Raw genomic sequence first — 13,189 nt, 5'->3', positions numbered from 1 at the left:
CAGTTTTCAGTTTGCCCAATTCCTGGGAGACTTTCACCAGTTCTGCCAGAATTTACTCATCCTCTTGTTCACAGGCCCCAATACTCACCCAAGAGGTTGAACCATCGGCCCAGTGTTCTTTTTTCCAAATCGGGGCATTGTGCTTCAGCGTATCAATGGCGAATTTACAGGCCGCAAATGCCTCGCTGCGATGGGGACAACCGACCGCAACCAGAACGCTGATTTCGCCGATCTGTAGCTTGCCAGTGCGGTGATGAATCACCACGCGGGTGGCATCCGGCCACTGGCGGCGGATTTCAGCAGCGATTTGCTGGAAGATTTGCAGCGCCATCGGTTCGTAGGCCTGATATTCCAGCGCGACTACAGGCTTACCGTCCGTCTGGTTCCGCACTGTACCACTCATGATCACGACTGCACCATTGGCGGGATCATCGGCCAGCTGATACACCTGGTTTAAGTCCAGTGGGGCAAATGCGATCGCAAAACTATCGTTGGGATGGGTGGATTGGGGGGTGGGGTTGAGCGTGAAGGTCATGGGTAGAGGGTGTGAGCGGGTAGATGGGTGGATGAGTAGGCGGGTGGATGGGTAGGGGGAGTTAGGCTTCGTCTTTGCTGACGCCCATCAGGTAGAGGAGGGCCATGCGGATGGCGACGCCGCTGGTGACTTGTTCGGAGATTAGGCTGAGGGAGGGGTCGTCCATTACATCAGAGGTAATTTCAACGCCGCGATTGGTAGGGCCGGGGTGGAGGATTTTGACATTGGGATGGCAGTGGCGAATGCGATCGCGGGTGATGCCAAACTGCTGATGATAGTCGCGCAGGCTGGGCAGCAGATGCTGGGTCATGCGCTCTTTTTGCAGGCGCAGGGTCATGACAAAGTCGGCATCTTTCAGGGCAGGTTCCAACTGCCAGTGAAGGGTGAGATTACCCGGACGGTTTTCGCCATAGACCTGAAACAGTTTCGGCAGCAGGGTTGGCGGTGCCGCTAAATGAACATCTACGCCGCTGGCGGTTAGACTCCACAAATTAGAGCGGGCTACGCGAGAATGGAGAATATCACCCACGATGGCAATTTTCTTATTGGCCAGCAGCTCAATCCGGGGCTGATCGGAGTCAAGGCTGCGACAGATGGTAAACAAATCCAGCAGAGCTTGGGAGGGATGCTCATGCTGCCCGTCGCCCGCGTTCAAGACGCCGACGCCCGTTTTTAAGCGATCCATTTCCTGTGCGATCGCAGTTGGCACTCCAGCTTCACGATGGCGGATTACCATCAGATTGGTGCCCATCGCTAGATAGGTCTTGGCCGTATCGAGGATGGTTTCGCCTTTGGTCAGAGAGGAGGAACCGGGCGCAAAGTTGAGCGTATCTGCCGAGAGCCGCTTGGCCGCCAGTTCAAAACTGCTGCGGGTACGAGTGGAGGGTTCAAAAAACAAATTGGTGACGACGCTCCCCTGAAGGGCTGGCACTTTTTTGGTGCGGCTGGATAGCACTTCGCGGAAACCCATTGCGGTTTGCAAAACCGTGTCGTACTCAGCGGTCGTAAAGTCTTGTAACGAAATGACGTGGTGGCGCGTCCACCGTGAAGTCGGCATGATGATTCAGCTCCATTTATTAATCCAAGCTTAAGAGAGGCCCGATCTCGCCAACGGTTCATCCTATCCTGAGACATAGACTTTATCAAAGGACAATTTGAAACTGCATTTACGATATTGAATCAAGCCCCAAATCGCATACCTGAATACGCTGCTGCATTTTTTGTAGAACTGGCAATGCTCACCCTACATCTACCTGATTAGGTTTGCAATGTTGATGGGTATTGCCCATCCTACGGCTCTTTTTACATCTTGATTTTGATTAACTCTTGCTATGCCCAATGACGCAACACCTGATTTGGAAGCCTTACGGTTAGAAATTTTGGCTCAGTATCAGATTCTCGATACCGAGCCAGAGCCAATTTTGGACGATTTAACCCAACTGGCAGCGCAAATTTGTGACGTGCCGATCGCACTGATCAGCTTGGTGGACGAAACGCGGCAGTGGTTCAAGTCAAAAGTCGGCATTGATGTGTGCGAAACGCCGCGCGAACTGGCATTTTGTGCCCACGCGATTCAGCAATCTGATGTGCTGATCGTGGCCAACACGCTGGACGATGAACGGTTTGTCCATAATCGGCTGGTGACGGATGCGCCCTATATCCGGTTTTATGCCGGGGCACCGCTGATTACGCCAGAAGGGCAGCGGCTGGGGACGCTTTGTGTAATTGATCAAAAAGTGCGATCGCTGTCTCAAATGCAAATTGACGCACTCCAGCGGCTCAGCCGTCAGGTGATGTCGCAACTGGAACTGCGGCGCACACTGGTCAATTTGACGGCTCAGACAGCGCAGCTCAGGGCAGCGATGTCGGCGGTGCAGGAAACGCGGCAAACGCTAGAGCAGGAAATTTTGCACTATGTGTCGCAGCTCTCTGCCACCAATCAAAATCTGGAAGATCAAGTTCATACCCAGCAGCAAGCAGAACTGCTGCTCCATCGGCTGAATCAGCAGCTTGAACAGCGGGTGGCTGAGCGCACGGCAGCATTAGCCGTTTCCAACCATGATTTGCAACAGGAAATTGTGGATCGCGAGCAGGCCGAGCTGTCCCTGAGAGCCAGCGAGCAGCGGTTTTATCTGATTGCACAAGCGACCAATGATGCCGTTTGGGATTGGGATTTAACGACCAATCGAGTGTGGTGGAACGAAGGCTTACAGACGCTGTTTGGCTATGAGGTGGAACAAGTCGATCAGACCTCAGCTTGGTGGTATGCCCAGATTCATCCGGAGGATCGAGAACGGGTGAAGGCTCAAATCCAAACTGCGATCGCACATCGAGAAACTAACCACTGGCAGGCTGAATATCGCTATCGCTGCGCAGACGGCAGCTACGCCAATGTGGTGGATCGGAGCTTCATTGTGCGGAATGAGCAAGGCCAAGCATTGCGCATGATGGGCGGCATGATGGATGTCAGCGATCTGAAGCGGGTCGAAGCCGAACGCGATCGGCTATTTGAGCTATCCCTCGATATCATGTGCATTTCATCAACGGATGGCTATTTCAAACGGATTAATCCGGCTTTTGAGCAAATTCTCGGCTATAGCGACGGTGAATTACTCAATCAGCCGTTTTTGGACTTTGTTCATCCAGAGGATATTGACGCCACGATTCAAGAGGTGCAAGCCCTTGGTCAGGGTGTTCCCACGATTTATTTTGAAAACCGCTATCGGCATAAAAAAGGCTATTACTGCTGGATTGCTTGGACAGCCTATCCCATACCGGAAAAGGGGCTAATTTATGGCGTCGGACGTGATGTGACGGCTCAAAAGCAAATTGAGCAAACCAAATTGGAACTGCTCCAGCGGGAACAGCAGGCTCGTAGTGCTTCAGAAGCAGCCCATGAGCGGATCTTGAGTATTCTTGAAAGTATTACCGACGGCTTCATTGCACTGGATCGGGACTGGCGCTTCACCTATGTCAACTCACAGGCTGAGGTGCTGCTCCAGCGGCGGCGGGAAGACTTAATCGGTCAGCAAATTTGGACAGAGTTTGAAGCCGCTATGGGCCTTAAGTTCTACGACGAGTATCAGCGGGCGCTACAGGAGAAAACCAGCGTCATCTTTGAGGAATATTATCCGCCGCTCCAGTCCTGGTTTTCCGTCCATGCCTATCCCTCCGAGGAAGGGCTATCGGTTTATTTTCAGGACATTACGCAGCGCAAGCAGGCGGAAACTGAATTGCTGGCGACCTCGCGCTTACAGCGAGCAATTTTGGATAGCGCCAATTACACGATCATTTCCACTGATGTCCAGGGCATGATTCTGACGTTTAACGCAGCGGCGGAGCGGATGTTAGGCTATCAAGCCGCCGAAGTTGTGGGACAGATGACGCCGGAAATTCTCCATGATCGGGCAGAAGTGGAGCAGCGAGCGGCTGAACTGTCGCAGGAACTGGGCTACCCGATTCAACCGGGCTTTGATGTCTTTGTGGCTAAGGCGACGCTGGAACAGGTTGAAGAGCGGGAATGGACGTACATTCGTAAAGATGGCTCTCGCTTTCCGGTGCTGCTCTCCGTCACGGCGCTGTGGGATGAGCAGGGCAATATTGCAGGCTTCTTAGGCATTGGCAGCGATATTACCGAACGCAAGCAGTCAGAAGCCTCCCAGCGGCGACTGGTAGACGTGATGGAAGCGGCGGCAGACTTTATCGGCATGTCGGATGCCCAAGGTCGCACCCTGTATCTCAATCGGGCCGGACGCGAGATCATGGGATTTGATGAAATGGTCGAGATCTCGACGGTGATGGTGCCAGATTACTGTCCTGACTGGGCGGCTGAAATCGTCATCAATCAAGGTTTACCAACGGCTCGGCAACAGGGCAAATGGTCGGGCGAAATTGCGTTACTCAATCAGCATGGCGAAGAGATTCCGGTTTCTCAAACTATCGTGAGCCATACCAATGCTGAGGGTAAGATTGACATTTTCTCGACGATTATTCGGGACATTCGCGATCGCAAACAGATGGAGCAGGCGCTGCGGGAGAGCGAAGAGCGCTGGCAACTGGCGCTGCGAGGTAATAACGACGGCATTTGGGACTGGAACTTAGTGACCAACAAGGTGTTTTACTCGACGCGCTGGGCAACTATGCTGGGCTACGAAGAACAGGATTTGTCCAATCGGATCGAGGAATGGCGCAGCCGAGTGCATCCTCTGGATCGCCAACGGGTCAAGCATCTCATTGAGAATCACTTCCAGCAGCGCACGCCGTTTTTTATTGCCGAATATCGCATGCGCTGTAAGGATGGCTCCTATCGCTGGATTCTGGATCGGGGCCAAGCTCAATGGGATGCAGCGGGGCAACCTGTACGGATGGTCGGTTCCCATACGGACATCACCCAGCAGAAACTGGCTGAACAGGCGCTACGGGAAAGCGAAGCGCGCTATCGCGGCATTGTAGAAGATCAGACGGAGCTGATTAGTCGCTTTAACCTGGACGGCAAGCTCACCTTTGTCAACGATGCCTACTGTCGCTACTTTGGTCAGCCTAGGGAAATTCTGTTAGGCAAGAGTTTTCTGCATATTCTGCCCGCCAGCGAATGGCAAACGGTGCAGCAGCATATCGCGACGCTCGGGCCAGAGCAGCCTGTAGCCACAATTGAGCATCGAGTCCTGATGCCGGATGGTCGAGTCCGCTGGCATCAGTGGAGCGATCGCATTATTGTGGATGAAACCGGACAGGTGATTGAAATTCAGTCCGTCGGGCGTGATGTCACCGAGCGGCGACGGGCCGAAGAAATTCTGCGCAACATTGCCAAAGGCGTCTCCACCGAAACCGGAGCAGCCTTCTTCCAGTCCCTCGTGCGCTACCTCACCAAAGCCCTGCAAATGGACTACGCCTGCATCGCCGAACTCATCCCCTCCCCCACCCAACCCAATTCTGCCATTAACCCACCTACCCATCCACCCATCCACTCATCCACCCATCCACCCTCTCACTCCCCTACTTCCCCCCTCTCCCCCTCTTCCCCCAGTTCCGCCCTCAACCCTCCCCCCTCAACCGACCCCTCCCCCCACTACCACCAACTCCAAACCATCGCCTTCTACGGTCAAGATCACGTTCTCACCAATCGCGCCTATGACCTAGAGGCAACTCCCTGCCAGCAGGTGATCGAGACCCAGCAGATGCAGGTGTATGCCCAGGATCTGCGATCGCAGTTTCCCACCGATGCCAAGCTGGTGGAGATGGACGTTGATGCCTATATCGGCGTCCCGCTGTTTGCGGCCAATGGTCAGATTCTGGGCCTGATGGCCGTGTTTGGGCGTCATCCCCTGGATCAAACCCAGCAGGTGCAGTACCTGAAGGAAATTATTCAAATCTTTGCCGCCCGTGCCGGATCAGAGCTAGAACGACAGCAGGCCGAAGCCCAACTCCAGCAGCAGCATCTGCGATCGCAACTGTTTGCTGAGATCAGTCTCAAGATTCGCCAGTCGCTCCAGATTGACGACATCCTGCAAACTAGCGTGGACGAGGTACAGAAAATCTTTCAGGCCGATCGCGTTCTCGTTTTTCAAGTGGCAGCAGATGGTTCGGGCAGCGTTCGCAAAGAAGCGCTTGCGGCTGACTTTCCGTCCATGCTGGGCATCCATGTCACCGATCGCTGTCTGGATGAGCACTATTTGGATCAGCACCGCCACGGTCGGGTTTATACTCGGCAAGATTTACCACAACTACCGGATGGTAAATGTTTAACTCACTTTATGGAGCAGTTTCAAATCCAGTCCAAGCTGGTGATGCCCATTCTGCAAAATCAACAGCTCTGGGGACTATTAATTGCTCACCAGTGTTCGCATACTCGCCAGTGGAACGCTTTTGAGGTGGAACTGCTAGAGCAAGTGGCGGTGCAAATTGGCATTGCCCTGGCCCAAGCCAGACTGCTCCAGCAGGAAACGCAGCAGCGTCAAGAACTGGCTCGTTCCAATGCGGATCTAGAACAGTTTGCCTACGTTGCCTCTCACGATTTGCAGGAACCGCTGCGGATGGTGGTGAGCTATCTGCAACTGATTGCCCGCCGCTATCAGGGCCAATTGGATGAGGATGCCGACGAGTTTATTGGCTACGCTGTAGACGGGGCCAAGCGGATGCAGTCGCTGATTCGCGATCTGCTCAGCTATTCGCGGGTCGGTACCCGTGGCCATGCCTTCCGCGTGACGGACTGTAACGAGGTGGTACAACAGGCCATTGCGAACTTGCAGTCTGCTATCGAAACTCGACAAGCTCAGATTATGATTGAGCCATTACCTATCCTGGTAGCAGATGCCACTCAGCTGGTTCAGCTCTTTCAAAACTTGATTAGCAATGCCATCAAATTTAGCCACGAACAGCCGCAGATCCGGATTTCGGTTCAGCCCACTGATACTGGTTATGAGTTCCAAGTGGAAGATAATGGAATTGGTATTGATCCCGAGTATCGCGATCGCATTTTTCTGATCTTCCAGCGATTACACCCGCGTACTGAATATCCCGGTACGGGCATTGGGCTAGCCCTCTGTAAAAAGATTGTCGAACGGCATCAGGGCCGGATTTGGGTGGACTCTGAACCGGGCGTTGGTACCGTTTTTCACTTTACCCTGCCGGTACAGGAGATGGAACAGTCATGAGCTACAACCGCAAGACGGAACCTCCCATTGACATCTTGCTGGTAGAAGATAGCCCAGGAGACGCCCGACTCACGCAAGAAGCGCTGCGGCACAGTGCGATCGCAAATCGGCTCCATGTTGTAGCTGATGGCGTTGAAGCCCTTGCCTTTCTGCATCACAAAGATCCCTATACCCATGCACCTCAGCCCGATTTGATCCTGCTCGACCTCAATCTACCGCGTAAAGACGGTCGGGAAGTCTTGGCCGAAATCAAAGCCCACGATCATCTCAAGCAAATTCCCGTTGTCGTATTGAGTATGTCCCAGGCCGAAGATGATATTGCTCGGGTTTATCAACTACACGGCAACTGCTACATCACCAAACCTGTTGAACTCGACGAATTTCTCAAAATTGTGCGCAGTATTGAAAACTTCTGGTTGATGACCGTTCGTTTACCGCGGGAGGCTGACTCATGGTGAGTTCAATCATTACCGCTCTACTCATTGAAGATAACCCTGGCGATGCTCGGCTCCTGCGGGAATACCTGCTGGAAATTCCGTCCGTGCAGATTAATCTGGTCACCGCCACTACCCTCAAGCAGGGATTGACTCAGATTCAGACTCATCCCAACACGGATATTGTGCTGCTGGACTTATCCCTACCCGACAGTCACGGCATTCAAACCCTCGAACAGGTGCAAGCCCTCGATCGCAGCCTGCCCATTTTGGTCTTAACCGGAATGGACGATGAGGATATCGCCCTCCAGTCTATGCAGATGGGTGCACAGGACTACCTGGTCAAGGGCCAATTCACCGGAGATTTGCTGATTCGCTCGATCCGCTATGCAATTGAGCGCAAACGAGTAGCGGAAGATCTGCGACGAGCGGCTAATGCGAACTTAATGCTGGCTCAGGCGGTTGCCGCCTCGGCTGAGGGAATTATCATTACCGATCCCAATCAGCCGGATAATCCAATTATCTACACCAACCCAGCTTTTTCGGAGATTACGGGCTACAGCGCTGCGGAAGTGGTTGGCAAAAACTGCCGCTTCTTACAGGGACAACACTCCAGTCCCTCAACGGTTGAACTGATGCGCCTGAGTATAGACGAAAAAAAGCCGATCAACGCCACCCTGCTGAACTACCGCAAAGACGGCCAGCTCTTTTGGAATAACCTGAAGCTGTCCCCCATTTTTTCCGATCAGGGAGAGTTGCTGTACTATCTTGGCATTCAAAATGATGTCACCGAACAAAAGCGCACGGAGGAAAAACTACGTCAGCAGGCTGCTCTGATTGACATTTCAACCGACGCGATTCTGGTGCAGGATTTAGATCATCGCATCCAGTTTTGGAGCAAAGGGGCGGAACGGCTGTACGGCTGGAGCAGTAGCCAAGTTGTTGATCAACCGATTGGCCAGTTTCTCTACCCTGAGGGCGATCAACCCTATCTCGAAATTCGCCAGGAACTGCTGGAAAAAGGTACCTGGCAGGGTGAACTGGAGCATTTAACTCAAGAGCACACCCGCGTGATTGTGGAAAGCCGCTGGACGCTGGTGCGCGACAGCAACGGTCAGCCCCATTCCTTTCTGGTGGTCAACACTGACATTACCGAAAGGAAACAGCTAGAAGCGCAGTTCCTGCGGGCGCAGCGCTTGGAAAGCATCGGTACTCTGGCTAGCGGCATCGCCCATGACCTGAACAACGTGCTGGCTCCTATTTTGATGTCGATCCAGCTGCTCCAGCGCAAGTTTGCCGACGACCCGCAGGCGCAGCGCTGGCTGAAAACAATTGAAACTAGCACCCGGCGGGGAGCTGATTTGGTTAAGCAGGTGCTGTCATTTTCGCGCGGCATTGAGGGAGAGCGATCGCTGATTCAAGCCCGCCATTTAATTGCCGAAGTGGAGCAGATTGCCCGCGAAACCTTTCCCCGCTCCATCGATATTGAAACCGACGTTGCTACTAACACGGCAGCGGATGACCTATGGCCGATTCTGGCCGATGCCACCCAAATCCATCAGGTGTTAATGAATCTCTGCGTCAATGCGCGGGACGCAATGCCGATGGGAGGCATGCTGCGTATTACGGCTCAAAATTTCATCGCAGATGAATACTATGCCCGCATGCACCTGGATGCGCGGGTGGAAGCCTACGTGCAAATTTGCGTAGCAGATGAAGGCATCGGCATTCCGGCCAATCATATTGATCGGATTTTTGAGCCGTTTTACACCACCAAGCGGCTGGGTAAAGGAACGGGATTAGGATTATCCACGGCTTTGGGCATTGTCAAAAATCACGGCGGCTTCATTGACGTATACAGTGAGCCAGGACACGGCACCGAATTTAAGATTTACTTACCCGCCACGCCAGCCGATAAATCTTCATCCAACCAGGCCGACGTAGACGGCCAGGGTCAGGGGCATGGAGAGCTGGTGCTCGTGGCAGATGATGAAGCGGCACTGCGCCAGATGGCAATGGCCACCCTGGAAACTCATAATTATCAAGTAGTGACGGCTCAAGACGGAGTAGAAGCGATCGCACTTTATGCCGAATATCAGCATCGAATTCAGGTGGTGCTTGTTGACATGATGATGCCGATGATGGATGGACTGACGACGATTCGCACTCTGACCCAAATTAATCCGGATGTCAAGATTGTGGCGATGAGCGGCCTGTCAGCGAATCAGCAAAGTGCTGCGATCGCAAGTCCGACCGTGAAGGCGTTTTTAGCCAAACCCTACACAACTGAAACTCTGCTCACAACGCTGCGCCACGTTTTAGATGATGTATCTGTGATGAGCTAGTGGGGGGGAGTTCGTGGGGGTGCGTTAGGTCAATCTGGAGAACTTAGAAGCGGTTAGGACTAGCTGTGGTCCTTACTCCTTTATTTTTCCTCTGAGGCAAATATTAAGGTTCGCAACAACTGACTTCGCAAACGACGACAGACCGACACTATTAGCTCGGAATCTCACGGAATCCAGTTCAAAATCAGGGCAATCCTCAAAAGGTGGCGATTGCAGTTGTACGGGCTTTACCCCACACAACCTAAAATCACTGCTCAGATACCATTACCCAAATCAATTATCTAGACTATGAAAACTTCCATTGGTTTTAAGCGTATCGTTCTGGCCGCACTGTTGATTGTTCTAGCGGGATGCGGCAGCAGATCTGATGATTCTGCCCCAGACCCGGCAGCGGACACCGCCCCGGCAGCAGAACAGACCGATTCCGCTCCAGCAGAAGAAGCAGAAGAGGCTGGCTCTACAACCGATAAGCCCGCCGATGAGCTGAAGAATTTTGGTGATCCAGCCAATCAGGTGGACGATCAGTCCCAAGGTACTACCCGCTCGATTAACAGTGAGATGGGCAGCGTGACGGATGGCGAAACTGTTGCTGTTACCTTGTACGAGGCCGATCAGAGCTGTGAGAATCTGGTGCCGCATGAGTCTCAAGCGGCGGCGAATGCTCCCATTGACGATGTTGTGGGGCAACTGATTGCTGACCAAAATATCCCGAGCTTTAACCTAGAGGGCTATAGCGTCAACCACAACCAAACTAGCGGATTGGTCACCGTTGACTTCCGCGTGTCGCCGGATTCCACCCGCCAACTTGAATCACTGTCTTCCTGTGAAAAGCTAGCGCTGTTTGGCGGTATTGAGAAAACCTTGACTAGTGATTCGCGCTGGCAAATTAATGCAGTGGAATTCACCGATCGCGGCGAAGACGTGTTGCTGTAACACTGATCAGACCCAGCTCTTTTTGATGAAAAGCTTGTGGCGCAAGCTTTTCATCAAAAAGATGGATTTTCAATTAAACGTGGCATCACGCAGTTGCTCTACGCTACGGCTTTGTTGGACAGCGAAATCTCCAGCACAATATATCCGTCGTTGCATCCGTCGTTGGCGATCGCGCAGGTACTAATTTGGGCATCGGTGCAAGCGGTAACGGATGAACCGCTCACCCGCAATTTCCAGTTCACCATCGAGCTTAAATCCTAAACGGAACAGAGCTTTGACCCGTGTTCTGGATGGCGGAAGTAGTACAGTGACTGACTCAAACCCCATGTCGCCAAAGGCGCGTTGAATGATTTCATCGTAAATGGTTTTCCCGCTGCCCCAGTAGTTGGGATGCAGCACGAGACCCAGATCGGCTTCTCCAGCTTCCGGCTGTAATCCACCCCACCCTGCAAACTCGCCGTCAATCATGAATGCCCAAGGGCCGTATCCATAGTCTTGCCACAGCTTTTCTTTGCCTGTGATCCAGGCTTCACATTCTGCCTTGCCAAAGTTTTCCATGCTGAGCGGCATGTGACGACGCACGGCAGGATGGGTGTGCAGCGCGATGAAGTGAGCCGTGTCAATGTCGCTCAGTCGCTTGAATTCAAGATTCACACTACGGCCTCAAAAACAACGTTGTGAAGTCTGATACAGAATCTCATTCGACGATCCCAGATGGCTGCACTGCGTTGTTGAGAGTTATTGGATGTGCGATCGCACATTTTTCCCACCGATTTGTCCGGATTGCGTGATGGAACTGCGATCTCACAGTGATCGATTACCGCCGCTGCAAGTCAAAAGGCAGGATTATCTCGCCAGTGGCCTGCGAATAGCCCCTTTTTTCTAGACGAAGCCATGCCCGAAGGGCTATAGGGGGCGGCGACAGCGGGGGATCATATACCTACGTTAAACAGGTACATGTCGATGACGAGATCTGCTTGGTGTTGGCGGAAATTGGGCGAGGGTCTGTTGCAGGCTGCCAATGATCTGCAATAGCTCAGCGGTGCTAGTGCCAGTGGTTTGAGTAAAGTTGGTCGCGTATGTTTTGGGCATTGTCTTTGGCTTCATTAGCGACGTTGCCGATGTTGAAGCTAGAGATTTAGTTGCCGACTTTGTTGCCCATGACTTTGTCCTCTGCCATGTTGTCGCCGTTGCCGTATTGATGAATAGACTTTATTGGAAATAAAGTTTTTGGGGTTGGAAATTGCTTTGTAGCGCGGCGAAGCCGCGCTACAAAGCAATTTCCGATAAAGTCTAATGTTATTTGCCGTTACTGAAAAATCTTGAGACTGGTTTCACTGGGGGCAAACAGTTGTCGCTGGGAAGCGTTGAGAAATTCAATGCTGACGGGTTCAGCGTTTTCGTCATAGCTGACGATGATGCCTCCGCGTTCATAGATTACATTGCCGGGGGGAACCAAACGGTTATGTGGGGGTGCTGCACGCCCCCGCATAACCGTACTTACCCACAGCGCATAGCGCTGTAAGTGTCAGCTAAGTAGCTAACTGTAACTTGATGTAGTTAGCCTACAGCGTGGCATGGCTAACTCGGTGGGAGATGTAGCCGAGAGCCTTCCATGTATTAGCACCAACAATGCCATCAATTACTAGCTGCTGTTCATCTTGATAGCGCTTGACAGCCGCTTCGGTCTTGGGGCCAAAGATGCCATCTACTGGGCCAACATGGTAGGTGGAAGTGATCAGCTCATCATAGCTAGCAAAGACCCGCTGCAGACGCTCAACATGTACATTGCGGCTGCCCTGACGCAGGACGGGCATGTTAACGGGATAGCCAGCTTCTAAAGAAGCCCAGGTTTTGGGACCAACAATACCGTCTTCAGCGAGATATAAGCGATATTGCATCACCTGAACGACAAACTCGGTTTTCTGGCCAAAGATGCCATCAACAGTCAGCGGCAGCGCGCCGATACGCTGATTAAGCAGTGTTTGTAATTCGCGGACAGCCTCACCACGAGAACCGCGCTGTAGCAAAGGACGTTGGGTGGAGATTGAATTTGCTTGCATTAGAAACTCCTTACAGTAATTCAGTAATTTGGGGGATAGTCAGTAATCTCACAGCTTGCATCGAAATCCTTATTGGATTCTTTGTTTGCAAGGTGCGAATCATCAGATAACGATTGAGTTCGGAATGAACTCTTGAATTCGTTCTGATAGAGATATCAGTCAGTTCCCCACCCATTTCGGCAAGTCCCATTACCCGAATTGGGGTATTCTCACGTCTTGCCCCAAA

At 52.5% G+C, this 13,189-nt stretch carries 10 protein-coding genes; 5 read left to right on the top strand and 5 right to left on the bottom strand.

Features of this window, described 5'->3' with window-relative positions:
* Window positions 1-52: 52 nt before the first annotated feature.
* Both AC286M_RS27785 and AC286M_RS27780 read right to left on the bottom strand, forming a co-directional pair.
* Window positions 53-535, bottom strand: coding sequence for a molybdenum cofactor biosynthesis protein MoaE (locus tag AC286M_RS27785; RefSeq protein WP_488207472.1), 483 nt, complete (start codon window positions 533-535; stop codon window positions 53-55).
* Window positions 536-596: 61 nt separating this feature from the next.
* Window positions 597-1,592, bottom strand: a complete 996-nt coding sequence (locus AC286M_RS27780) for an aspartate carbamoyltransferase catalytic subunit (protein ID WP_488207471.1) — start codon at window positions 1,590-1,592, stop codon at window positions 597-599.
* Between the two features lie 274 nt (window positions 1,593-1,866).
* Between AC286M_RS27780 and AC286M_RS27775 the strand changes: the two genes are divergently transcribed.
* The 4 genes from AC286M_RS27775 to AC286M_RS27760 all read left to right on the top strand — a co-directional run bounded on the left by AC286M_RS27775 (window position 1,867) and on the right by AC286M_RS27760 (window position 10,900).
* On the top strand, window positions 1,867-7,188 hold the full coding sequence (locus tag AC286M_RS27775; RefSeq protein ID WP_488207470.1) for a PAS domain S-box protein: 5,322 nt from the start codon (window positions 1,867-1,869) through the stop codon (window positions 7,186-7,188).
* Entirely contained in the window at window positions 7,185-7,646 is a 462-nt protein-coding gene (locus AC286M_RS27770; RefSeq protein WP_488207469.1) for a response regulator, read from the top strand. The genes AC286M_RS27775 and AC286M_RS27770 overlap by 4 nt, the downstream gene beginning before the upstream one ends.
* Window positions 7,640-9,967 (top strand): hybrid sensor histidine kinase/response regulator, encoded by a 2,328-nt coding sequence (locus AC286M_RS27765; RefSeq protein WP_488207468.1) that lies wholly within the window; start codon window positions 7,640-7,642, stop codon window positions 9,965-9,967. The genes AC286M_RS27770 and AC286M_RS27765 overlap by 7 nt, the downstream gene beginning before the upstream one ends.
* Window positions 9,968-10,255: 288 nt before the next feature.
* Window positions 10,256-10,900 (top strand): hypothetical protein, encoded by a 645-nt coding sequence (locus AC286M_RS27760; protein WP_488207467.1) that lies wholly within the window; start codon window positions 10,256-10,258, stop codon window positions 10,898-10,900.
* A gap of 180 nt (window positions 10,901-11,080) precedes the next feature.
* Here AC286M_RS27760 and AC286M_RS27755 read toward each other — a convergent pair whose 3' ends face one another.
* Window positions 11,081-11,554, bottom strand: a complete 474-nt coding sequence (locus tag AC286M_RS27755; protein WP_488207466.1) for a GNAT family N-acetyltransferase — start codon at window positions 11,552-11,554, stop codon at window positions 11,081-11,083.
* Window positions 11,555-11,969: 415 nt separating this feature from the next.
* On the opposite strand from AC286M_RS27755, the gene AC286M_RS27750 reads away from it, so the two are divergent.
* Complete coding sequence (locus AC286M_RS27750; protein ID WP_488207465.1) at window positions 11,970-12,125, top strand: hypothetical protein; 156 nt, start codon at window positions 11,970-11,972, stop codon at window positions 12,123-12,125.
* Between the two features lie 84 nt (window positions 12,126-12,209).
* On the opposite strand, the gene AC286M_RS27745 is transcribed toward AC286M_RS27750, so the two are convergent.
* Both AC286M_RS27745 and AC286M_RS27740 read right to left on the bottom strand, forming a co-directional pair.
* Entirely contained in the window at window positions 12,210-12,359 is a 150-nt protein-coding gene (locus AC286M_RS27745; RefSeq protein ID WP_488207464.1) for a DUF2283 domain-containing protein, read from the bottom strand.
* A gap of 106 nt (window positions 12,360-12,465) precedes the next feature.
* Window positions 12,466-12,963 carry a peptidoglycan-binding domain-containing protein gene (locus tag AC286M_RS27740; protein ID WP_488207463.1) on the bottom strand — a complete coding sequence of 166 codons (498 nt, stop codon included), beginning with the start codon at window positions 12,961-12,963 and terminating at the stop codon, window positions 12,466-12,468.
* Window positions 12,964-13,189: the final 226 nt, after the last annotated feature.

The sequence above is a fragment of the Thainema salinarum CENA647 genome (assembly GCF_057732415.1).
The sequence above is the reverse complement of the archived record's forward strand: the minus strand, read 5'-3'. Positions and strand labels throughout refer to the sequence as shown.

Excerpts from the sequence above, each read along its gene's own strand:
- AC286M_RS27785 (WP_488207472.1), bottom strand. The coding sequence starts at position 535 with ATGACCTTCACGCTCAACCCCACCCCCCAATCCACCCATCCCAACGAT.
- AC286M_RS27780 (WP_488207471.1), bottom strand. The coding sequence starts at position 1,592 with ATGCCGACTTCACGGTGGACGCGCCACCACGTCATTTCGTTACAAGAC.
- AC286M_RS27775 (WP_488207470.1), top strand. The coding sequence starts at position 1,867 with ATGCCCAATGACGCAACACCTGATTTGGAAGCCTTACGGTTAGAAATT.
- AC286M_RS27770 (WP_488207469.1), top strand. The coding sequence starts at position 7,185 with ATGAGCTACAACCGCAAGACGGAACCTCCCATTGACATCTTGCTGGTA.
- AC286M_RS27765 (WP_488207468.1), top strand. The coding sequence starts at position 7,640 with ATGGTGAGTTCAATCATTACCGCTCTACTCATTGAAGATAACCCTGGC.
- AC286M_RS27760 (WP_488207467.1), top strand. The coding sequence starts at position 10,256 with ATGAAAACTTCCATTGGTTTTAAGCGTATCGTTCTGGCCGCACTGTTG.
- AC286M_RS27740 (WP_488207463.1), bottom strand. The coding sequence starts at position 12,963 with ATGCAAGCAAATTCAATCTCCACCCAACGTCCTTTGCTACAGCGCGGT.